This is a genomic window from Microcoleus sp. FACHB-1515 (genome assembly GCF_014696105.1).
Taxonomy (GTDB): Bacteria; Cyanobacteriota; Cyanobacteriia; order Elainellales; family Elainellaceae; genus JAAUTJ01.
Window position 1 is genome coordinate 1 of sequence record NZ_JACJPO010000056.1, and the last position, 21,903, is coordinate 21,903.

Here is a 21,903-nt window from a genome sequence, read left to right on the forward strand (position 1 = left end):
ATGAACTACTGCCCGCAACATCCGAGACGTTGATCTACGTTGCCATGATTCGTTTGATGGTGAGGCGCTTGGCATAAAAGCTCACACTGTTCACCTTTTCAAACGTCCTCTAAAAGAGTGCAGTATCGCTCTAATTCATCTTCAGATTCAAAAACACCATCTGCAATTCCTCCCATCGCCTTGTAGTCCTGCTTAAACTCGTTGATTGGACTTGAAAATTGACCAAAGCCAGGTATGAAAGGTGGTGTTGTGAACCAAGAGAACATTCCGCTTGCGCCAGCCCACATCAAATCAATTAGCGATCTCAATTTCTCATCCGCACAAATTTCCTCAAAAAATTCAGTTGGAATTGCTTGTTTTCTGATAGTATGGCTCATTTTCTTTACATAATAGTAGATTTTATAATAGAGGAAATATGGAGCATCCTAATATAATTGTACTGCTATAGCAAATTGAACTTGAGCGATCGCATTTGCGGCTATTGAGAAACGATCGCTTTGTCACTTTCCCTTGGATAGAAATCTATTTTGAAGCGCGATCGCAGCCCGATCGCGCACTTCGGTTATCCGCCCTAGCTGCTGGTGTTGCCTGCTCGATACAGTAGAGCAAGAGAAGTTTACACATCTTCACCAAGCTGTCGAATTCCCCGCTCGCAACGGTTTTGAGCCACGCTCATAGGCTCGTGGTGCTGCCGATCGAAACGTGCCACAACCGCTTCATTTATATAGAGGAGACTTTTCCCCCTCATGTTTGAATACTTTACTGACAAAGCGATCGCCGTCGTGATGGCGGCTCAGGAAGAAGCGCGGCGCTTGGGACACAACTTCGTCGGCACTGAGCAAATCTTGCTGGGGATTATTAAAGAGAAAACCAGCGTTGCCTCGAAAGTGCTGGCCGAACTGGGCATCACGCTCGAAGACGCTCGCGCTGAAGTCGAAAACATTATTGGTCGCGGTTCGGGCTTTGTGCCTGCCGAGCTTCCGTTTACTCCGAAAACGAAGCGCATCTTTGAGCAGGCATTCCAGCAAGCCCGCCAGTTCGATCAGCGCTACATCGCTCCCGAACATTTGCTGCTCAGCTTGGTGCAAGACGGCGAAGGTGTTGCCTCGAAAGTGCTGCAAAACCTCGGCGTTGATCTCTCGTTCATTCGTAGCCAAATCATTCGTGCTTTGGGCGAAGAAGTTCCCACTGCTGCGGGTCGTCAAGAAGCGCGTCGTCCGAATGCTCGCGGCAGCAAGCAGCCGAAAGCGCTGTTGGAGTTTGGCACTGACCTGACGCAGATGGCGGCTGACGGCAAGCTTGACCCGATGATTGGTCGGCAAAAAGAAGTTGAGCGCGTCGTGCAGATTTTGGGACGCCGCACGAAGAACAATCCCGTTCTCGTGGGTGAGCCGGGGGTGGGCAAGACGGCGATCGCAGAAGGACTCGCTCAGCGCATCATCGATCAGGCCGTTCCTGACATTCTGCAAGACAAGCGCGTGATCAGCCTCGACATGGGGGCGCTGATGGCCGGAACTCGCTTCCGGGGCGACTTTGAAGAGCGCGTCAAGCAAATCATGGAAGAGGTGCGCGAGTCAGAAGGCAGCATCATTTTGATGATCGACGAAATCCATACGCTTGTCGGTGCGGGTGCGGTCGAAGGCGGATTGGATGCGGCCAACCTGCTTAAGCCTGCCCTCGCTCGTGGTGATTTCCAGTGCGTCGGCGCAACCACCTTGGACGAATACCGCAAGCACATCGAGCGCGATGCGGCTCTGGAGCGTCGTTTCCAGCCTGTGATGGTCGGTGAGCCTTCTGTGGAAGACACGATCGCCATTCTCTTTGGACTGCGCGATCGCTACGAGCAACATCACCGTCTGACGATTTCCGATGAAGCCCTCAAAGCCGCAGCGGAACTGTCTGACCGCTACATTCCCGATCGATTCCTGCCCGACAAGGCGATCGACCTGATTGACGAAGCCGGATCGCGTGTGCGCTTCCGCTCGACTCAGCAATCCGCCTCGAAGGAACTCAAGCAGGAGCTTCGCAAGGTGACGGCTGAGAAGACGGCTGCCGTTCAAGCGCAGGACTTTGATAAGGCGGGCAAGCTGCGCGATCGCGAAATGGAACTCGAAGCTAAGCTGCAAGACAATCAGACCGCTCCGGTTTCGACCACTGCGATTGTCACGGCGGAAGATATCGCGCAGGTCGTCTCGGCTTGGTCGGGCGTTCCCGTCAATCAGCTTACCGAGTCGGAATCCGTCATGCTGCTGCACCTGGAAGATACGCTGCACGAACGCCTGATTGGTCAAGAGGAAGCGGTTGTTGCGGTTGCCCGTGCGATTCGTCGCGCTCGTGTCGGTTTGGGCAATCCGAATCGTCCGATCGCCAGCTTCATCTTCTCTGGCCCCACTGGAGTCGGTAAGACCGAACTGACGAAAGCTTTAGCCGCTGCCGTCTTCGGCTCGGAAGAAGCGATGATTCGGCTGGATATGTCCGAGTACATGGAGCGTCACACCGTCTCGAAGCTGATCGGTTCGCCTCCTGGCTATGTTGGCTATGACGAAGGCGGTCAATTGACCGAAGCCGTTCGCCGCAAGCCCTACACGGTCGTGCTGTTTGACGAAATCGAAAAGGCGCACCCGGATGTCTTCAATATGCTGCTGCAACTGCTCGAAGACGGTCGCCTCACCGATGCCAAAGGCCGCACGGTCAGCTTCAAGAATACTCTTCTGATCATGACCTCGAATATCGGCTCGAAGGTGATCGAAAAGGGCGGCGGCGGACTGGGCTTTGAGTTCGCGACGACGGATGCGGCGACGGCTCGCTACGATCGCGTCAAGTCCCTGGTCAACGAAGAACTCAAGCAAATCTTCCGCCCTGAGTTCCTCAACCGCCTCGACGACATCATCGTCTTCCGTCAGCTTGATCGATCCGAGATCAACCGCATCGCGGATCTCTTAATTCAAGAAGTGGGCGATCGACTTGCGGAGCAAAACATCCGCCTCGAAGTCACCCAGCCCGTCAAAGACCGCCTCGTGGCTGAAGGCTACAACCCCAGCTACGGCGCACGTCCGCTCCGTCGCGCCATCACCCGCACGATCGAGGATGCTCTGGCCGAAGCGATGCTATCAGGCCGCATCCAGTCCGGCGATACTGCCGTGATGGACATCGACGATGACGGTCAGGTGCAAGTACGTCCCGTTCACCCGAATGTGCCGCAGTTGGTTGGGTAGAGGGTAATTGATTTGATATGGAAAGCCACTCGATCGGGGGTGGCTTTTTTGTTGGGCGATCGCTGATCGGATGCCATAATATTAAAGATAGATTGTTTAACCTGCTTCAAGGCTAAGAAGGCATCCTCAAAGCTAAACCTCGAGTATGGCTAGAAATACACAGAACTCCATTCAACTACTTGTAGATAATGCTGACAATTCTATTGCTAGCTTTATTGAAGAAATAGATAGAGTTAAGTCTGTTTTGGAGAAAAACTATGAGTCAGAAACCAGCGAAATCCCAAGAGAAAAACTTTTTGAGGATATAGAGAGATTGATCGTTGTATCAGAACATATAAAAGCCGCCGAAAATCTCTTAGATAAAATTGATATTCTTCAGTCAGAATATGAGCCATTAGCGGAAGAGATGAGAGCCAGATATGCAGATTTTTTGACGGCTGAAGATGTAGAGAAGATTGAAGAATTAGAAGCTTGTGCAAAGGCACCTCAGGAAATGCTTTTAGCGCAAGGAGTAATGATTCATGCGTTTCTAAATGTTGAAGATGCAGTCGAACAAGCTAACTTGTTATATACTGGTCTAGTTAAAATCTCTGAGGCTTTAGAGAAATACATCAAGTATTTCACTCCTCAAGCAAGAGAGAATGCAAGAAAAATCGCTAGTAGCTTTCTTGCGGACTCAACTTACAATCCAGACAATCATCCAGATCAAACAGAGATAAAAAGTTGCATGATTGCGTTGAGAAATACAGCAAGAGCGGTGTTATGGCAGATTGATCAGTATCAGCAAGAAGAGAAGTATACCGTTGGAGCAATTTTAGACTGGATGCAAACTTCTTCAGGCTGGTTAGGGAATGATTTTGATGATTGCCTCGATTACGTCAACCAAGTAAGAAAAGAATAGTATTTAGGGGCAAGTTGCGTTGTATCTACTTGACACAAATCACTGTAGCGACATCCTTTCCAGAAAAAATGCAAATGTAGCTAATAAACTTAGCCAACTTCCAAGAGAGTCTTCCATTTCCATAAACACAATAATTTATGGAGAACTCACATTGATGGTTGAGAAATCCGAGCGAAGACCTGAGAACCTTGTCCTGCTGAATGATTTTCTAAGACTTGTAAGAATTTACACGGTAGATGAAGGAACAGCAATGATTTATGGAAATCTTTATGCTCAAATATTTAAACAGTTTGCACCAAAAGATAAGGCTAAGAGGAGAAAATTTAGCCTTAAGGAAATTGGAATTCACAATCGCGATTTATGGATTGCAAGCAGCGCAATTCAACACGATTTGATTATTGTTTCATCTGATAGTGACTTTGCTCGAATGCAAGAAGTCAAACAGCTAAAGATAGAAACCTGGAGAAATGCATAGCTAACAGTCAATTAAATTTCCATTGCTTGATCACCCCAATTCTAATCATTAGATTGTGGGGCGATCGCTCCCTGATTTCTGTGGTTCGATCGCGTCACTGTGAATGTTTTAGGGTGGAAGCGATCGCCCTTCATCATCGCAACGAAGAACGATCGCCAGTCGCAAGAATTGCTCGATCGAAACGTAGCGCGTGAGGCTTCGCATCAACTTACCAGGAATGGGTGCAGGCAGCAGCAATGACCATTCTTGAACTTCAGCAAAGCCGTGAATGTGCAGGCTATGCACAACATTTGTGATGCCTTTGTCGGAGCCGATCACCAAAATTTGTACCGCTTCTCGATCAGGATTGGAGAGTGTTGCAATCAGTCGATCGATTTCCGGCGAAGAAAGTTTGGGTGTGGAGAGAAAATTCCTAGACATGGTTTGTTACCGATTGGACTACGGCCAAGTCTAGCACAACGTAGTCCAATCGGTGTCATTTACTCGGTCATGACCCTTTGACAGAATCAAGGGCATGGGGAAAGCAGGCAAAGCACTAAGGCAAGTACTGGAAACATACGATATCAGTCAGAATCGAGTCGCAACAGAAATGGGAATTGGCCGATCGAATTTGCACCGATGGGTGAATGAGATTCGCGATCCGGGTGCAGAGATGGTCATTCAGCTTAGGGATGCGCTTAAGCAAATTAACCCTGAAGCTGCAAGAGAATTTGTGAGATTGTATTTGGGGGATGAGGAGGCGTGAGGGATCGTACCGTTCTGCAAGCTTTGCGATCGCGATGCTCTCAATTTAGGGCGATCGCTCTTCTTACGAAGGCATCTACATCCGCAAATTACAATGAGAGAAGAGCTTGAGGGAGAGAGCTGATGACGCTGCAAGAATTGCAGAACCAAGTGTTGCAGTTATCGATTCGCGATCGCTGGCGTTTAGTTCAGTCGGTGCTGGCTTCCATTCAACAAGAAACGCTGTCGTCAATGTCTCCATCGAGCGCAAAATCGATCGCTGATCTTGACCCTTGGACTCAAAGCCTGATGGGTGTCATTCAGTTAGGTACAGAAGACTCCGCTGAATCTTACGTCGATTATTTAGAGGAGAAATATCGTTGAGGCGCGTGTTGTTTGACAGCGATGTGCTGCTAGATGTTCTCGCTCAACGTCAGCCCTTTGTTACTGCATCCGCTCAAGCTTTGAACACCGTAGCGCAACAGCAAGTGCAAGGATATGTTTCCGGCCATGCTGTAACAAATCTCTTTTATATCTTGCGCCGTCAGCTTGGCAGTGAAGCAGCGCGGCAACTCATATCAACATTATTGCAGCGAATTCAAGTGGCTAGCGTTACAGATGAAGTGATTCGATCGGCGTTGCAGAGTTTTGTCACAGATTTTGAAGATGCGGTGACAAGCGAAGCTGCATTTGCAGCAGGCTTGGAAGTCATCGTCACTCGCAATACATCTGATTTTGCCGCCTCTTCAGTCCCCGCAATGCGACCAGAAGAGTTCATGGCAACACTCTCTGAATCGTAGGTTTATTTGGTCAAGAGCTTATGGTGGCGATCGCTATGAAGCAAGTGATAGTCGTAGAGAATGCAATCCCTGGTCAACGAAGAACTCAAGCAAATCTTCCGCCCTGAGTTCCTCAACCGTCTCGACGATATCATTGTCTTCCGTCAGCTCGATCGGGGGTGACTTTTTTACATGTGTAAATACGGGGATCAATTTGTGAATTTTTGGCGATATAGAGAGATTGCGGTGGTTTCTCTACGGAAATTTGAAATAGAAAAGATGAAGTAATTTTCGGACTCTTAATTTCATGGTTTCAGCTAGCGAAGACAACGGCAGCAACATTGTACAGACCACTCTTGAATGGATCGCTGATGCTGGTATCAACGGCTTGGGAGTCCTGCCTTCTGCGGAGCAGGTAGCAGAAGATCATCTGAGCAAGGCAGCTAGTGTTGAGGACGCAATTGATTCAGTCATTGCGTGGAGAACTACATATGCTGCTGGAACAGGCTTTGTTACTGGGCTGGGTGGTATTGCCGCAATGCCAGTCACGATTCCGGCAGGCTTAGCTGCATCCTATGCGCTTGGGGCAAACACAGCCGCCGCAGTAGCCTATCTTCGCGGCTATGACATTCATTCTGAACAAGTGAGAACGATGGTTTTGCTCTGTTTGATTGGCGAAGCAACCGAGGAAGTTCTAAAAACCGCAGGCGTTGCGATCGGAACCAAGGTATGTCAAAACGTGATCAAGCAAATACCTGGCAAGGTCTTGATCGAAATCAATAAAAAGATTGGTTTCCGCTTGATTACGAAGGCTGGTGAAAAAGGCGTGATCAATCTCATGAAAATGGTACCGCTAGTAGGAGGTGTTGTCGGCGGCGCGTTTGATGGCATGTTTGTAAATGGCTGTGGGCAAACTGCAAAAGCAGTATTTTCGGAAACGCCAAACTAGTAAACTTAACTGCATAAAAGAGCGATCGCCCCTCGCTTCTAATCATTGGATTGTGGGGCGATTGCTCCATGATTTCTGTTGTTCGATCGCGTTGCTGTGAGCATTTTGGGGTGGAAGCGATACCCTACGGGGAGCGCTTCGCGATCGTGGTTTAGTTGTTTTCTGGAGGTGGGAAGAGGCGATCGAGAATGCGGCGATTTTCTAATTGCAATTCGCGAATTTCTGCTTGTTGAACTGCAAAACGGACATCGCTATCAATCTTCATTTGTCTCAGATCTGACAGTATAATCTCGAAGCGCTGATCGCTTTCCTGCTGCCGTTGGCGAACAGTCTGCAACTCAGCAGCGATCGTTTCAAAATTAGTTTGATGAATCTGGATAGCCTGTAATAACGCTTCGGCTGTGATTCGTAAATCAGACGTACTGCGCTCCAAATTACTCACTCGATTTTCGATCGGTTCCGGTGATTGGGGTGTTTGCGTCATACACTGCCATCCTCGAACTCTACTTCATTTTAGGCGATCGCCCCTCAATCATTGAATCTGAAAAGCGATCGAGGTTGGGGGTGTGGGAGTGCGATCGATTGGATTAATTATTGTCTTCTTGAGGAAAGAGGCGATCGAGGATGCGACTGATTTCTGCTTGTTGGGCAGCAAAGCGAGCATCGCTGTCAATCTTCATCTGGCGAAGCTCAGAGAGCATGATCTCAAATTGATCGTCACCTTTCCCGTTGACGCTGGCGGATCACCTGCAACTCAGTCGTAACTGTCTCAAAATTGGTTTAATGAATTTGAACGGCCTGCAACAAGGATGCGGCTGCACTTCGTAAGTCAAGCATTCCACGCTCCAGATTTGTTACTCGATTTTATTGGATGCTTTTGCGATCGATTGCATTGGGATCAGCGGGTGCAGCAAGCAACTGCTCAACATCGCCTCGACGATACATCGGCTTGTGCAGGGTAGGACGCGGCGCAATGCCTGCGGCTTCGATCTGTAGCTGTGCTTTGCGGACTGAACAGCCAAGCATGTTAGCGATCATTCGGAGCGGCAACCACTGCTGCGCCAGGCGCTTCAGCAGCACATCATCCTCAATCTGGTTTAGTTCTGCAAGCAAGCGTTTTGCCAATAGCCAGCAGGCGATCGTATCCGCTTCGGCACGGTGCGATCGTCCGACGTTAAAGCCAAAATGCTGCACCAAATCGGGCAAGCGACGCGAGGGCAAATCGGGCAGCAGCAATCGAGCAAGCAGAACGGTACAAAGCTGATCGGATGGCGATCGCGCAAAATCCGTACCCAAGCGAGCGTATTCCTGCTGCAAAAAACCGTAGTCAAATTCGAGATTGTGTGCGGTTAGCACGCCCGATCGCAGTTGCGGCTCATAGCGCGGCAGCACATTTGCAGCAGGCGCAGCCGCATCGACCATTGCCTGCGTAATCCCGGTAAAGCGGATGATATATGGCTGCATCTTAAGCTGGGGATTGATTAAATCCGTTTGCTGCTCGATGATTTCACCTTCTGGCGTAGCGCTCAGCACCGACAGTTCGGTAATGCGATCGCGAGAGGCATATTTCCCGGTTGTTTCAACATCCACAACGGTGAGCGATCGTCCACTCAAGGAACGGTAGTAGCGCAACAGATCGATCGATTTCACAATCAGTTCAGTGACAAGGCTAAGAAGCGTTTATTGTATCAGGGTTGGTCTTATTCACGACCTTGGTTGCGAGCTTGCCACGCTAGATCAAGCAGCTTCACCCAGCGGCGATGCACCTGTTTGGGCGTACATTTAAGAATTTTGGCGATCGCTTCGTCCGATCGCGGTTCAGTTTGCACGACGCCGACACCAACGCCTTTAAGTTCCAGCAGTTGCCGCTGTTCGGGCGAAAGCGTTTTGACAAAAGCTTCCCACTGCAAACGCGATAAGCCAAGATTTTGATCCAGGTCGGCTCCGAGCCACTGGTGAACGAGCTGCCATTTGTGCGATCGGGCAAACTTTTCAACGTGGTACTTAAAGCGCTGCTGCAAGTAGTCGCGCTGGCGCGGCGTCAAACCGAGGATCGAATCAATTTCGGGAACGGAGAGATCTTGCATTTTCAAGGCGAGGTAGTCGGCACAGTCGGCTTGGCCTTGGGCTTCGAGGTACTGAGTGAGTTCTTGGACGACGCGATCGCGCAACACGGATTCTGCCGGATCAGCCGCTTCCGACACCATCTGTTCGCGGACTTGCTGGACGAGCGGCGATCGACTGTGGTTCTCGGCATCTTCACCTTTTGCCGTTTCGACTGCCGCTTCCATATCCAGCGCGGTTTCTGGCGGCTGACGTTTAGCAAAGCCTTGGGCACGCAGAACAATAAGCTGCTGGTTGCGCTGACCGGATAGCGAAATTCTCCGCTTGGCGTAGTGTTCGGTAAAGGCCATGTATTCCGCCAATTCCAAGCGCGTGCCTGGGCTGTAGTCGGCGGGCAAGTCGGCTTCGCGGCGAAACTGCTTGAGTGCTTCAATATAAAAGCTTTGTAAAAAATCTTCGATTAAGCTGTAGCGTCCACTGAAACCCAAGTGCGATCGACTGGGCGCAACGTGCCGATAAACCATTGCGCTGAGATGGCTGTGCAGTTCAACGCGCCCCCGACGCGAACCAAGCTGATAGTAGCTGAGGCATTTTTGCAGCCGATGGCGAGCTAGAGTAAGCTGCCACGTGTGCTGCTGGCCGGAAGCCTGAATGCGATCGCTTTTTTGGCAGACGCGATCGACTTCGGCAGCGAGGCGATGGGCAACCGCTTGAGCCGTCGCAGAAGCGGCGGGAATTTGGGCAGTCAGTTCCTGTAGAAGCAGGTGGGTGAGTTCTTCGCGCGGGAGGTAGCGTTCGCTGCTGACAGCGGAAGCAACCAGTAGTTCTTCGGAATCAGTCAGTGTCTGGCGAGTTTTGGTAGGTTCAAAGTTCATCTTGGCGGCCCTGGTAGTTGCACGGACAGTTTGAGTCAGGGCTGAAACGGGTATAAACCGGAACACCAAGCTATTTCCAGTTTAGCGATCGCAGTGAAAATCATCTGCGGTCAATCTTCAGCCCTTGACTCATGAAACTGTCTACAGAGCAATCGTCGAAAACTACGGGCAACAGTGCCTTTGCCTAGGTCAGTTTCTCAGGTGTCTGTCCGGATTCGGAGAATGGAGCGATCGAACCGATGAAAATCCCGCTTGCTGCTCAACTGTCACAAAATCTGAGTGGACAGTTGAGCAGCCGGATCAAATCTTCTAAGCAGTTTCACTGAATTCCTCAACACCCCACTGCAAGGCAGTTTCCCAACCCAAACCGCGCCGCACCAAGTTGGGCGTATCTGTGCTGAAATCGAGAATTGTCGAAACCTGCGTTCCCGGTTCGCTGCCGTCATCCACAATCAGATCAACAATGTTCTCAAAGCGATCGAACAGTTCGGCCTGCGAGATCCGGTCGGGTTCTGGCTCGTCTTCTACATACGGATGCGCGGATGTGGAAATAATCGGATTGCCCAAAGCGGTGAGCAGCGCTTGCGAAACCGGATGGTCGGGGACGCGAATTCCCGTTGTTTTGCGCTTGGGATTCATCACCAGCTTGGGAACCAGCTTCGTGGCGGGCAGCAAAAAGGTGTAGGGGCCAGGAATCAAATGCCGCATTGTTCGATAGGCACGATCGGTGACGATCGCATATTGCGAAATGTCGGACAGCGAGGGACACAAAAACGTCAGCGGCTTGTCGTTGGATAGCTGCTTGATTTTGCGGACGCGATCGATCGCTTGCTTTGAGGTGAGGTCGCAGCCGATCGCATACACGGTATCGGTGGGATACAGCATCACGGCTCCCGATCGCAAAGCAGCGCGGATTTGCTCGATCGTGCGTGCCTGCGGCGTTTGCGGATGAAGCGAATAGATCGTTGCCATGCTCATGCCCCTCTCATCTCTTCTCTATGGTTAGCTCAATTTTGAGATGCGATCGTCCGTCTTAAGGCTCGCGATCGATCCGCTTAGCTCGACGACCAAGTTGGGGATGAAGTGCGGATTGCGCTCGTCCGGGTAGCCTCTGGGATTACAGAGGACTCGCGTTTTGCCAATCGAATAATCTTGCTGCTGATGCAGATGTCCATGAACCCACAACGCCGCCTGCGACTGTTCGACTACGCAATCGAGCGGAGAAGCGTAAGCCGCATTGAGTAAATCTTCACGATTATCGGGAAGCGATCGCGAACTGGGCGCGTGATGCGTAATCACGACGATCGGCTGATTTTGCTGATCGCTTAGTTCACTACTAAGCCACTGTAAAGATTTGTTGTGAATAATCGCGGTGTCGATCGATCGCAGCTTGCGATAGTCAGAACTGACGCGAATCTTGCGATAGTCGCTCATCGTTTGAGTCGCCTGATGACCTGCAACTTTTGGATTCCCATACAGGTTGAAATCTGTCCATAGGGTACAACCCAAAAACGTAATGCCATCGAGCGTGAGGCGATCGTTTTCCAGAATGTGGATGTTCGTGCCCTCAGCTAATTTCTTGAGATCAATGACGTGCTTGGGAAAGGCTTTCCCATAAAATTCGTGATTGCCCAGCACATAAATTACAGGCTTGTTTGAGAAGTGTGTTTTTGCCCATTCAACGCCTTTTTTGCCAACATGAATATCGCCCGCCAACACGATCGCATCGGCATTCGTCACGGGCGGAGTGAACGCTTCAAATTCAAGATGCAAGTCGCTGAGAATATGCAGTTTCATTCGATCCGTTAAGCTGATGTTGTCTCAATTTCTACACCACTGCTTATGCCGAAGCTGGCTTATCTCGATTGCCCGACTGGAATTGCGGGCGATATGTGTTTGGGCGCACTGGTGGATGCAGGCGTACCGTTAGCCTATCTCAGCGAGCAGCTTAGTCGCCTCGGTTTGGCCGCAGAATATCGCCTCTCAGCCGAGTTGGTGCGGCGCAACGGTCAGCAGGGAACGAAAGTGCAGGTGCATCTGGTGCAGCCACCCGCCCAGCGATCGACGGAAGCAGGCGTCGATGCTCATACGACGTTTAACCACGAGGCGCATTCGCACGAGCATTCGCATACGCGCCACCTGCCAGAAATTGAGCAGTTGATTATTCAGGCGAACTTGAGCGATCGCGCTACTCGTTGGAGTCTTGCCGTGTTTCGCCGCTTGGCCGAAGCAGAAGGAGCCGTACACGGAATTTCGCCCGCCGAAGTGCATTTTCACGAGGTTGGGGCGATCGATGCGATCGTAGACATCGTGGGAACCTGCATCGGCCTGGACTGGCTGGGCATTGAGCAGATTCACTGTTCTCCGCTGCCTGTGGGCGGCGGCACGATTCGAGCGGCACATGGACGCTTGCCCGTGCCTGCGCCTGCCGTCCTGAAGCTGTTTGAACTGCGGCAAATTCCGATCTACAGCAACGGCATCGATCGCGAACTGGTGACGCCGACCGGAGCCGCGATCGCAACGACACTCGCCACCCATTTTGGCGCACCACCGCCGATGATTCTGCGGAAAGTTGGCTTGGGTGCAGGCGGGCGCGATCTGGCGTTGCCGAATCTGCTGCGGCTGTGGATTGGCGAAACGGACGCGATCGAATTTCATCACCACGCTTCGATCGAGTCGCATCACCCTCACCCTCACGCTTCCGACTCGATCGAACCGATCGCCGTTTTGGAAACGCAAATTGATGATTGCAGTCCGCAGGCGATCGGCTATGTGTTCGAGCGATTGTTTGCCTCAGGTGCGGTCGATGTATTTACGCAGGCGATCGGCATGAAGAAATCGCGTCCGGGAATTTTGCTGAGTGTGGTTTGCCCGATCGATCGCGTGACGGCTTGTCAAACCGTTTTGTTTCGCGAAACGACGACCTTGGGCATCCGGCGATCGCTGCAAGAGCGCACGATTTTACAGCGCGAGATGCAGTCGATCGAAACGCCTTATGGTGCGGTGCGAATCAAGGTGGCGCGTCCCACAACCGGAGAAATTCTCAACGTGCAGCCGGAATATGAAGACTGTGCGGACATTGCGCGGCGGATCGATCGACCCTGGCGCGAAATTCACCAGATCGCTTTAGCTAAGGCGCGATCGAAATTGGGCTTGAGCGAGCCGGGCTATTCGGACTGAATTAGATTTTCGGGAAAGGCGATCGGGCGCATCTGCAAGGTTTGGGCTTGACCGCTGCGGTTGATTTCAACGCTGAGCACTTGCCCGACGCGGCTCTCTTCGACTTGTGCCTGCACATCTGCCGAAGTTTCAACGGGCACGTTGTTAATTTTGACAATGACATCTCCGGGGCGGAGTCCGGCTTGGGCGGCAGGGGCGTTAAGCGCAACTTCGACGATCACCACGCCGCGATCGATCGCCACATTCAGATTCAATCTGGGATTTTCGTTGAGTTCTTTGCGGCGCTCCGGCGTCAGATCGAGCATTTGAATTCCCAAGTAGGGATGCTGCACTTCTCCGGTTGCAAATAGCTGCTCGGCGATGCGGTTGGCCGTTTCGATCGGAATGGCAAAGCCTAAGCCTTGCGCGTTGGCGCGAATCGCCGTGTTGATGCCGATCACTTCGCCGCGATCGTTGAGCAGTGGACCGCCAGAATTGCCCGGATTGATGGCGGCATCGGTTTGGATGAACCGGACACGCTTATCGGGAACGCCGACCTGTAGACTGGTGCGATCGAGTGCGCTGATGATGCCTGCCGTAACGGTGTTGTCGAGGCCGAGCGGATTGCCGATCGCGATCGCCCACTGTCCGGGCTGAAGCTGGGTGGAATTACCTAGGGTGGCTGTTGGCAGATTGGTTGCGCCAATTTGAATCACGGCGACATCCGTGACCGGATCTTCACCAATCACTCTGCCGTCAAATGTGCGTCCGTCTTTGAGCGTCACCGTAACGCGATCGGCTCCATCCACGACGTGAGCATTGGTGAGAATGCGACCGTCGGCGCTGAGAATGAATCCTGATCCGGTTCCTTCTTCGACGCGCTGCGGTGGAAGTGGACGCTGACCTCCCTCAAAAAATCGTCTAAAAAACGGGTTTTGCAGCGCGTCGGTTTGGGCGCGGGTGCGCGTGGAGTCAATGCGAACGACAGCTCCACCGACGCGATCGACGGCATCGGCGATGAAATTGGCGGTTTGGGGGGCAGCCGTTGGCGTGGGTGACTGAATCGGCAGCGAGACAGGAATCGCCTGCGGCACGTTGGCAGCAGGGCGATCGAGCCAGTGGGTTCCCGCCCAGCCGACCGCACCTCCCAAGGCTAGAACGGCAGCATAGCGGCTCAATTGGGTGAACAAGGCGCGGGGCTGAAAATCCATAGCGGTGAATGAAATGCGATCGACAATCGAGATGATTTACATAGAAGCCTAGCCGAATCTGGAAAAAAAGCTCTAAATCTCAGCTTCACATAAAAATTTGTTGGGAAAGATTTTGCATGTTGACGTGTACCGTATTACATTAATAAATGTAAAGAATGACTTAGTATTTCTCATCTTTTCGGAGATCCGTTAAGATTTATTCCTTAAAAGGGCTGAAGCGATCGATGTCAAAATCCTCTATTCACCGAGTTCTCGCAACGGTTGCTGCTGTTTTTCTAGTGCTGGCAAGCTGGGCCGTCTCTCCACCTGCTTATGCCTATGACAATCCGGATTTGCTGCCTGACCATCCCACCAACATTATTGATCTGGCTGATTCGCTGACAAGCGTGCAGGAAGACAATCTCGATCGCGACTTGCAGCAGTTTGAAGCGGAAACGGGCTGGAAGCTGCGAGTCTTGACACAGTTCGATCGCACTCCCGGTCGGGCGGTAAAGGCTTTCTGGGGACTTGACGACAAAAGCGTTTTGCTCGTCGCCGACCCGCGTGGCGGCAATTTGCTCAACTTCAGCGTTGGGGACGATTTGTATCCGCTGCTGTCGCGCACGTTCTGGATCGAACTGCAAACGCGCTATGGCAATCAGTTTTTTGTCCGAGAGAACGGCGAAGACGGTTCGATTCTCGGTGCGCTTGGCTCGATCAAAACCTGTTTGGCGCAAAACGGCTGTAGCGTCGTTCCCGGTTTGCCGCGCGAGCAGTGGATTTTGACGCTGATTACTTCGGTAATTGGTGGAATTGTTTGCGGCTTTGCGGCTCAGCCACGTCAGCCCGGTCAAGTTGTTGCGTGGCAGTGGGCGCTGATTTTCTCGCCGCTGTGGGGTATTTTGTTTATCGCGTTTGGGATTGGGCCAGTCGTGACGCGCACGTCTGAGTGGTTGCCCCTGTTCCGCAATGTGGCGGGATTTGTCCTTGGTGCGCTGGTAGCTTATCTGTCGCCAATGCTCAATGCATCGTCTTCCACTTCGGAAACCTAAGTGCTCTACCCTGAAGTATCGTTCGGCAGGGGGATCGATCGATCTCCCTGCTTTTTGCTTTCTCCCCTGCGAAAGGTGACGGCTGATACTAGAAATTCTTATAACCAAAGAGCAAGTCTGAAGGAAGCAGTTAACCATGTTGATGGAATCGCCCTTACGAGACGAAGTTCGCCGTCTGGCTGATGAAGCGTTTCACCATAAGCTGATTTCGGGTTATGGAGATGGTGAATTTAGTGATGAGTTTCAAATTGTGTTTCAGGGAAAGCCGAGGCACTATCCGCTGGATGCGGCGCGGGTGTTTTTGAGGCGGCTGTTGGAGTCGGAGGTTTCTCAACAGGCTTGAGGTCTCTAAAGGAATGGCGGCTGTAGGACAGCAGCGGGGCGATCGAAGCGGATGAATCGATTCGTGCGGATAGCGCTTGGCAATCGCGTTTCAAACGACCTCAGCTCCGGAACCAGTGGAGGCTAGGGCGTGATCAGCGTCAGTTGAATGGACAGGCTCAAGCAATGGGCAGATTGTCGCACGACCACTGGCGAGCGCGATCGATTGTCGATCGTGCTCGCCAGTGGTCGTAGTGTTGGATATCATCAACCAGTGCCTAAGCGACAACTCGCTTGCAGCGTTCGCCAGAGCACCACAAGGACGTGCTTATTGCCCGCTTGATCCTCCCCAACCCCATACAAAAGGAGGGAGTCATCCTCAAAGTCTCCCTTCTCAAGGGAGATTTAGGGGGATCGATCGCAAACGACGCACCTCTTTTGGAGCTTTGAAAACACGCCCTAGCCTCCCACTCGGTAGTGAATGCAATTTGCAACCAAATTTCGCGTCTAGCTTGTTATCGTCAGCACCAGTTGTACAGCTTTGTAACGGCGCACCGATGCGAGGTCAAAAGAGTGAATTTATTGATAAATGCCTTTTCTCCGAACAATGAACCTGGATTAATTACTGTTGATTAAGCAGTTGTCTTCCTTGCAGGGCGATCGCTTTTGAACTCGACAGATGCATTTTTTGAAAGTTAGAAAACTAGCATCAGCTAAAGTAATTTTAGGCTGAACCTCCCCTTTGAATACACTGCATACAAACGCTAAATAAGGTAAGCACTAATACAATTTCGATCGGAATCTGTAGGACAGATGGGGCAGCCACTAGCCCAGCTAGAATGAGAGCTGAACCAAAAAAAATAGAAACAAGGAGAATAACCTCATCGTCAAATAGTTTCAGTCCTATCCAAAATGTGACAAACCCAAGCATCCAGAAGAGAAAATAATGCATAGATTTCCGTTTTGTCATGCAATATCCTTTCAACCAGGATACTCTAAGCGATCGCTTTGATCTATCTCCTCAACCTTGCGAAGCAGTTTCCACTCGGCACAGCCTAGCAACGGTTGCTCCTGCGGACAAGACGATCGCTTGATTTGTTCAAACTTTGATATGTTCTTAAACAGGCGCTTGCTGGGTAAGCGGGCGATCGCTAGCAGTATCCTTCAAAAGTCAGAGGAGAAGGTGTGATATTCCTCGTAGGATAAGTGGCAAGCATTCAAGAATTGACTAAAAAAGTATGGCAAATCCTCAAAACGCGGCTCGTCGCAAAATTCGTTACGCTGTCGTCGGTTTGGGTTGGTTTGCTCAAGCGGCTGCAATGCCAGCTTTCGCTCAAGCCGAAAACTCTGAACTTGCAGCGCTCGTTTCAGATGATCCTCAGAAACGAGCGGAGCTTGGTAAGCAATACAACATTCAACGCACCTATTCTTACGAACAGTATGAGGAGTGTTTGAACAGCGGCGAAGTGGATGCTGTTTATATTGCTTTGCCCAATCACCTGCATCGCGAATACACTGTTCGTGCCGCTCAAGCTGGCATTCATATCCTGTGTGAAAAGCCGATGGCCGTCACCACAAATGAATGTGAAGCAATGATTCAGGCAGCCAAAGATCATCAGGTCAAGCTGATGATTGCCTACCGTTTGCATCTTGAAGAGGCCAATTTGCAGGCTGTTGAAACTTTGCGATCGGGCAAGATTGGCGAGCCTCGCATCTTTAACTCGATTTTCACTCAGCAAACCGTTGAAGGAAACGTTCGCCTTGAAAAGGAAAAAGGCGGTGGTACACTCGATGACATTGGCATCTACTGCATTAATGCGGCTCGCTATCTATTTCAAGACGAGCCGATCGAAGTTTTTGCCACCAGTGCTAACAATGGCGAGAAGCGCTTTCGCGAAGTCGATGAAATGACGAGTGCAATCTTGCGTTTTCCTGGCAATCGATTGGCAACTTTTACGGTTAGCTTTGGAGGCGCGAAGGTCTCAACCTATCAAGTTGTTGGAACGAAAGGCGAATTGCGCGTTGATCCGGCTTACGGAACCGAAGGCGAAATCAAACATACACTTACCATTGATGGTGAAAAACAAGAGCGATCGTTTGAGCCGCATGGTCAGCTTGCTGCTGAATTTGTTTATTTCTCTGACTGCATTTTGCAGGACAAGGAGCCAGAACCATCTGGCAAAGAAGGGCTAATTGATGTCAAAATTATTCGAGCACTTTACCACTCGATCGAAACTGGAAGTTTTGTCAAAGTTGATTTGCCTGAGCGTCAGCAGCGTCCAACTGCTAGCCAAACGATCGAGCGTTCCCCCATGCAAGAGCAGCCCGATTTAATCAATGCGGCTGATCCTTCTGGTAAGTCGTAGCTGTTCTAAAGTCACTGTCGATCGAATGGCAATCGTGTCCCGACACCGCGCCATTTATCATGTGCGGCTGCGGTCTGTTGTGAAACGAAATATCTAAGAAAAAACGGTTTGTGACCAGTTCGATCGCGCCAATCGATCGCTAATTTGCTGTTTCCAAACGGCTAATTCTTGGGCAAATTCATCGCTTTGTAAACCACGTCGCCACAAAATTAAAGCGTCTTCACCATTGTCGGGATAGTATTTTGGTCGCTTGCCAACTTCGGTGAAGCCAAACTTTGCGTAAAGCGCGATCGCCACCTGATTAGAAGCTCTTACCTCCAGCGTTGCCCAGCTTAAATTTCGTCGTCTTGCCGCCATTAATAAAGCCAGCAGCATCGCCTGTCCTAAACCTTGTCGCTGATAGTCGGGATGAACCGCGAGTAAGGTAATGTGCGCTTCGTCGAGAATTGCCCACATGCAGCCCAGCGCGATCGGTAAATTGACAGAATCGCTGGTTAAAATCAACAGTTCACTATTTGGGCTGTCGATTTCGCGCTGATAGCCCGATCGTGTCCACATGCCGCCCAGCGCGAGGCGATCGAGTTCCACTGCGGCATCAAGCCATCGATCGGTGAGCGGATGCAGTTCAAGATTCACGGGGCAATCGATGAAATCGCAGGGGGCGATCGACAAATTCGCTGAAGGAGAAACAGCCCTCAATTGTACACTGGATAACAGTGAAATTCGCAGTTTTTAGGCACGGGTAATCATGGTTTCCACTCCAGCGGCAGTTGACAATTCTGCACGGCAATATCTGCCAAATTCTGATAGCAAAAATGCATCTCCCAACCAGCAAATTTTGCCGCTGACGGCGATCGCGAACGATCGCGACCATCTCGAAATCGGCGGCTGTGACGTAGTGGACTTGGTGCAAAAATTCGGCTCACCGCTCTACATTTTGGACGAAACTTCGCTGAGAACTGCTTGCCGTCAATATCGTCAGGCGTTCGATCGCTACTATCCGGGTGAAGCGCTGGTTTTATATGCCTCGAAAGCGTGGAACTGTCTCGCGGTTTGTGCGATCGCTCACAGCGAAGGATTGGGCGTAGATGTCGTGTCCGGCGGTGAACTCTACACGGCTCTGACGGCGGGCGTGAAGTCCGAGAAGCTGTATCTGCATGGCAACAACAAGTCGCGATCGGAACTGGAGATGGCGATCGAGGCGAAAGTTACGGTAGTTGTCGATAACTGGCTCGATTTGCACAATCTGGTCGAAATGGCATCAGTGGACGCCCCGACGCGAATTCTCTTGCGGCTGACACCGGGAATCGAGTGCCACACGCACGAATACATCCGGACGGGACACCTCGACAGCAAGTTCGGCTTCGATCCGGATCAGATGGAAGCGGTTTTTCAATTTTTGACAGACAAGCCGCAAATTCACTGTGCTGGACTCGACGCGCATATCGGTTCGCAGATTTTTGACCTTCAGGCGCACCAGGATTTGACAAAAGTGATGGTGCAGTGGTTCACCAAAGCGCAGCAGTACAACTTGCCCGTCAGTGAAATTGACGTGGGTGGCGGCTTGGGCATTCGCTATACGGAAAGCGACGATCCGCCCAGCATTGACGAGTGGGTGCGCGTCGTGTGTGAAGGGGTGGTGAAGGCGTGTGAAGATTTGAAGATGCCGCTGCCAAAACTGATTGTGGAGCCGGGGCGATCGCTGATCGGGTCGTCCTGTATCACCGCTTACACAGTGGGCAGTCAAAAAACCGTCCCCGGTATTCGCACCTACATTACCGTTGATGGCGGCATGTCCGATAATCCGCGCCCGATCACCTATCAGTCGGTTTATCGATCGCTCAAGGCCAATCAAATGTCTGCACCCTGCACCGAAACCGTCACGGTTGCGGGAAAACACTGTGAATCCGGTGATATCTTGATTAAGCAGGCATTGCTGCCACCGATGCAGACGGGTGATATCCTCGTCGTTGCCAGTACGGGCGCGTACAATTACAGCATGGCCTCAAACTACAATCGACTGCCTCGACCTGCTGCCGTGCTGGTGCAAAATAGGGAAGCGTCCCTGATTCTCCAGCGCGAATCGATCGAAGATTTGCTGCGGCACGATCGCCTTCCCGAACGGCTCGTCACGCACTAGATCGTTTTGGGGCGCAGCAGTTGCACGGCTTTTAACCGATCCCCATGAATTTTTCGCTGAAGCAGTGGCTGATAACGCTGGACTGGCCGCAGTCTCTGCTTCACGTCCTCGATGTGTCGCTCGTGTTGATCCTCACCTACATGGTGCTGGTGATCGTGGGCGAACGGCGGACGCTGTGGATGGTGCGCGGCTTGATTTTTCTGATGCTGGCAGCGGCGCTGAGCGATCGCCTCGGCCTAAATTTGCTCAGCTTTGTTCTCGAAAAGCTCGTCCTCGGTTCTGCCGTTGCGATGGCCTTCAGCCTGCAAGCGGAATTTCGGCGTTTGTTGGAACAGATCGGACGCGGTGAAATTCTTCAACTTTTTCAGCCGGATCATGAAGCGATTGCAAAGCCTGACAGTGTAATTGACGAAATTGTGGACGCGGTGAAAGAACTTTCGCAAAATCGTACCGGGGCGCTGATGATCCTGGAAACCAGCCGCCCGATCGATGAGCGCGATTTCTCAGTTCCCGGTGTCCGTTTGAACGCAGAAGTGTCCAAAGAATTGCTGCAAACGATTTTCCAAACTTCCACCCTCCTGCATGACGGAGCCGTGCTGATTCGCGGGTCTCGCGTCATCGCCGCAGGGGTGATTTTGCCACTTTCGGAACGGACGGCATCGCGACAGCTTGGCACTCGCCACCGCGCCGCAATGGGCATCACCGATCGCGTTGCGAATTGTGTTTGCGTCGTCGTTTCCGAAGAAACCGGATCGATTTCGCTGGCCGAACGGGGCACACTGAATCGACCGTTAACAAGCAGTAGACTAAGGGAGCTATTGCGAGAGCGATTTTCCCAGTCGGTCGATCGCGAAACGGTCGCCCCCCGCCTTCGCATCTTAGGTCGCCAAATTCGTTCAGGCTTATCCCATTTCAGCCGCTCTTTCACGGCCTCACGGAAGAAAAAATGACAGCACACACGACGCTCCAAGACTTGCCTACTGATTTGCTGCGCGATCGCCTCCCGCGCCACGTCGCCGTAATTATGGACGGCAACGGACGCTGGGCAAAACGGCAAGGCTTACCCCGAATCATGGGTCACAAGCGCGGCGTCGATACGCTGAAAAGTTTGCTGCGCTGCTGTCGCGACTGGGGCATTCAGGCATTAACCGCCTACGCTTTTTCAACCGAAAACTGGGGCAGACCGCTCGAAGAAGTTGACTTTTTGATGACGCTATTTGAGCGGGTTTTGCGTCAAGAACTGCGCGAAATGATGGAAGAAGGCGTGAAGATTAAATTCGTCGGCAACCTCAACGCCCTACCTCGATCGCTCCAAGCCGAAATCGATCGCGCCATGTCCGAAACGGAACACAACAAAGGCATTCAGTTTACGGTCGCCACCAACTACGGCGGTCGCCAAGAAATTGTCCAAGCGTGTCAGGCGATCGCGGCTCAAGTCCAACAAGGCCACCTCCAACCCGACCAAATCGACGAAACTCTGTTCGCCAAACATCTCTACACGGGCAACCTTTGCGACCCCGATCTGCTCATCCGCACCAGCGGCGAAATGCGAATCAGCAACTTCTTACTCTGGCAAATGGCCTATGCAGAGATTTATGTGACGAATACGCTATGGCCGGACTTCGATCGAGCGGAGTTTCATCGAGCGCTCTGTGATTATCAGGGGCGCGATCGGCGTTTTGGTAAGGTTTGAT

24 protein-coding genes are annotated in these 21,903 nt (G+C 51.5%); 15 read left to right on the plus strand and 9 right to left on the minus strand.

Features of this window, described 5'->3' with window-relative positions:
- Positions 1 to 98: 98 nt before the first annotated feature.
- Positions 99 to 377 (minus strand): hypothetical protein, encoded by a 279-nt coding sequence (locus tag H6F67_RS18540; protein ID WP_190768115.1) that lies wholly within the window; start codon positions 375 to 377, stop codon positions 99 to 101.
- Positions 378 to 746: 369 nt separating this feature from the next.
- Between H6F67_RS18540 and H6F67_RS18545 the strand changes: the two genes are divergently transcribed.
- The 3 genes from H6F67_RS18545 to H6F67_RS18555 all read left to right on the plus strand — a co-directional run bounded on the left by H6F67_RS18545 (position 747) and on the right by H6F67_RS18555 (position 4,591).
- Positions 747 to 3,215: an ATP-dependent Clp protease ATP-binding subunit gene (locus tag H6F67_RS18545; RefSeq protein WP_190768116.1), complete on the plus strand. Its 2,469-nt coding sequence runs from the start codon at positions 747 to 749 to the stop codon at positions 3,213 to 3,215.
- Between the two features lie 145 nt (positions 3,216 to 3,360).
- Positions 3,361 to 4,116 carry a hypothetical protein gene (locus H6F67_RS18550; protein WP_190768117.1) on the plus strand — a complete coding sequence of 252 codons (756 nt, stop codon included), beginning with the start codon at positions 3,361 to 3,363 and terminating at the stop codon, positions 4,114 to 4,116.
- Positions 4,117 to 4,135: 19 nt separating this feature from the next.
- Entirely contained in the window at positions 4,136 to 4,591 is a 456-nt protein-coding gene (locus tag H6F67_RS18555) for a type II toxin-antitoxin system VapC family toxin (RefSeq protein WP_190768118.1), read from the plus strand.
- A 108-nt stretch (positions 4,592 to 4,699) separates the two neighbouring features.
- Here H6F67_RS18555 and H6F67_RS18560 read toward each other — a convergent pair whose 3' ends face one another.
- Positions 4,700 to 5,011, minus strand: coding sequence for a peptide ABC transporter substrate-binding protein (locus H6F67_RS18560; protein WP_190768119.1), 312 nt, complete (start codon positions 5,009 to 5,011; stop codon positions 4,700 to 4,702).
- 94 nt (positions 5,012 to 5,105) lie between these two features.
- On the opposite strand from H6F67_RS18560, the gene H6F67_RS18565 reads away from it, so the two are divergent.
- The 4 genes from H6F67_RS18565 (at position 5,106) to H6F67_RS18580 (ending at position 7,042) form a co-directional block, all read left to right on the plus strand.
- Positions 5,106 to 5,336 (plus strand): helix-turn-helix transcriptional regulator, encoded by a 231-nt coding sequence (locus H6F67_RS18565; protein WP_190768120.1) that lies wholly within the window; start codon positions 5,106 to 5,108, stop codon positions 5,334 to 5,336.
- A gap of 122 nt (positions 5,337 to 5,458) precedes the next feature.
- Complete coding sequence (locus H6F67_RS18570; RefSeq protein WP_190768121.1) at positions 5,459 to 5,698, plus strand: hypothetical protein; 240 nt, start codon at positions 5,459 to 5,461, stop codon at positions 5,696 to 5,698.
- A gap of 5 nt (positions 5,699 to 5,703) precedes the next feature.
- Complete coding sequence (locus H6F67_RS18575) at positions 5,704 to 6,114, plus strand: PIN domain-containing protein (RefSeq protein WP_199304511.1); 411 nt, start codon at positions 5,704 to 5,706, stop codon at positions 6,112 to 6,114.
- A 286-nt stretch (positions 6,115 to 6,400) separates the two neighbouring features.
- The gene (locus tag H6F67_RS18580; RefSeq protein ID WP_190768123.1) at positions 6,401 to 7,042 is read left to right on the plus strand and encodes an EcsC family protein; all 642 of its coding nucleotides are present in this window, start codon (positions 6,401 to 6,403) and stop codon (positions 7,040 to 7,042) included.
- A gap of 151 nt (positions 7,043 to 7,193) precedes the next feature.
- Here H6F67_RS18580 and H6F67_RS18585 read toward each other — a convergent pair whose 3' ends face one another.
- From H6F67_RS18585 to H6F67_RS18605, 5 genes are all read right to left on the minus strand, one after another.
- Complete coding sequence (locus H6F67_RS18585; protein ID WP_190768124.1) at positions 7,194 to 7,526, minus strand: hypothetical protein; 333 nt, start codon at positions 7,524 to 7,526, stop codon at positions 7,194 to 7,196.
- Positions 7,527 to 7,906: 380 nt separating this feature from the next.
- Entirely contained in the window at positions 7,907 to 8,692 is a 786-nt protein-coding gene (locus H6F67_RS18590; protein WP_313926862.1) for a 3'-5' exonuclease, read from the minus strand.
- Between the two features lie 50 nt (positions 8,693 to 8,742).
- Positions 8,743 to 9,981 carry a HetZ-related protein gene (locus tag H6F67_RS18595; protein WP_190768125.1) on the minus strand — a complete coding sequence of 413 codons (1,239 nt, stop codon included), beginning with the start codon at positions 9,979 to 9,981 and terminating at the stop codon, positions 8,743 to 8,745.
- Between the two features lie 309 nt (positions 9,982 to 10,290).
- Positions 10,291 to 10,953, minus strand: coding sequence for an L-threonylcarbamoyladenylate synthase (locus tag H6F67_RS18600; RefSeq protein ID WP_190768126.1), 663 nt, complete (start codon positions 10,951 to 10,953; stop codon positions 10,291 to 10,293).
- Between the two features lie 30 nt (positions 10,954 to 10,983).
- Positions 10,984 to 11,778: a metallophosphoesterase gene (locus H6F67_RS18605; protein WP_190768127.1), complete on the minus strand. Its 795-nt coding sequence runs from the start codon at positions 11,776 to 11,778 to the stop codon at positions 10,984 to 10,986.
- 45 nt (positions 11,779 to 11,823) lie between these two features.
- Between H6F67_RS18605 and larC the strand changes: the two genes are divergently transcribed.
- Positions 11,824 to 13,161, plus strand: a complete 1,338-nt coding sequence (gene larC, locus H6F67_RS18610) for a nickel pincer cofactor biosynthesis protein LarC (protein WP_190768128.1) — start codon at positions 11,824 to 11,826, stop codon at positions 13,159 to 13,161.
- On the opposite strand, the gene H6F67_RS18615 is transcribed toward larC, so the two are convergent.
- On the minus strand, positions 13,149 to 14,351 hold the full coding sequence (locus H6F67_RS18615) for an HhoA/HhoB/HtrA family serine endopeptidase (RefSeq protein WP_190768129.1): 1,203 nt from the start codon (positions 14,349 to 14,351) through the stop codon (positions 13,149 to 13,151). The two genes, larC and H6F67_RS18615, sit on opposite strands and share 13 nt — an antisense overlap.
- Positions 14,352 to 14,575: 224 nt before the next feature.
- On the opposite strand from H6F67_RS18615, the gene H6F67_RS18620 reads away from it, so the two are divergent.
- The 4 genes from H6F67_RS18620 (at position 14,576) to H6F67_RS18630 (ending at position 18,069) form a co-directional block, all read left to right on the plus strand.
- Positions 14,576 to 15,382, plus strand: a complete 807-nt coding sequence (locus tag H6F67_RS18620) for a TPM domain-containing protein (protein ID WP_190768130.1) — start codon at positions 14,576 to 14,578, stop codon at positions 15,380 to 15,382.
- Positions 15,383 to 15,518: 136 nt separating this feature from the next.
- Positions 15,519 to 15,725, plus strand: coding sequence for a hypothetical protein (locus tag H6F67_RS18625; RefSeq protein ID WP_190768131.1), 207 nt, complete (start codon positions 15,519 to 15,521; stop codon positions 15,723 to 15,725).
- A gap of 946 nt (positions 15,726 to 16,671) precedes the next feature.
- A complete protein-coding gene (locus H6F67_RS28195) occupies positions 16,672 to 16,797 on the plus strand; it encodes a hypothetical protein (protein WP_277874613.1) in 126 nt (41 codons plus the stop codon).
- 144 nt (positions 16,798 to 16,941) lie between these two features.
- Complete coding sequence (locus H6F67_RS18630; RefSeq protein ID WP_190768132.1) at positions 16,942 to 18,069, plus strand: Gfo/Idh/MocA family protein; 1,128 nt, start codon at positions 16,942 to 16,944, stop codon at positions 18,067 to 18,069.
- A gap of 93 nt (positions 18,070 to 18,162) precedes the next feature.
- Here H6F67_RS18630 and rimI read toward each other — a convergent pair whose 3' ends face one another.
- On the minus strand, positions 18,163 to 18,705 hold the full coding sequence (rimI, locus tag H6F67_RS18635) for a ribosomal protein S18-alanine N-acetyltransferase (RefSeq protein ID WP_190768133.1): 543 nt from the start codon (positions 18,703 to 18,705) through the stop codon (positions 18,163 to 18,165).
- 112 nt (positions 18,706 to 18,817) lie between these two features.
- On the opposite strand from rimI, the gene lysA reads away from it, so the two are divergent.
- From lysA to H6F67_RS18650, 3 genes are read left to right on the plus strand one after another with little or no spacing between them, the layout of a single operon-like run.
- Positions 18,818 to 20,209 carry a diaminopimelate decarboxylase gene (gene lysA / locus H6F67_RS18640; protein ID WP_190768134.1) on the plus strand — a complete coding sequence of 464 codons (1,392 nt, stop codon included), beginning with the start codon at positions 18,818 to 18,820 and terminating at the stop codon, positions 20,207 to 20,209.
- A 44-nt stretch (positions 20,210 to 20,253) separates the two neighbouring features.
- On the plus strand, positions 20,254 to 21,159 hold the full coding sequence (gene cdaA, locus H6F67_RS18645) for a diadenylate cyclase CdaA (protein WP_190768135.1): 906 nt from the start codon (positions 20,254 to 20,256) through the stop codon (positions 21,157 to 21,159).
- Positions 21,156 to 21,902, plus strand: coding sequence for an isoprenyl transferase (locus tag H6F67_RS18650; protein ID WP_190768136.1), 747 nt, complete (start codon positions 21,156 to 21,158; stop codon positions 21,900 to 21,902). Before cdaA ends, H6F67_RS18650 begins: the two co-directional genes overlap by 4 nt.
- The last annotated feature ends 1 nt before the right edge of the window (position 21,903 follow it).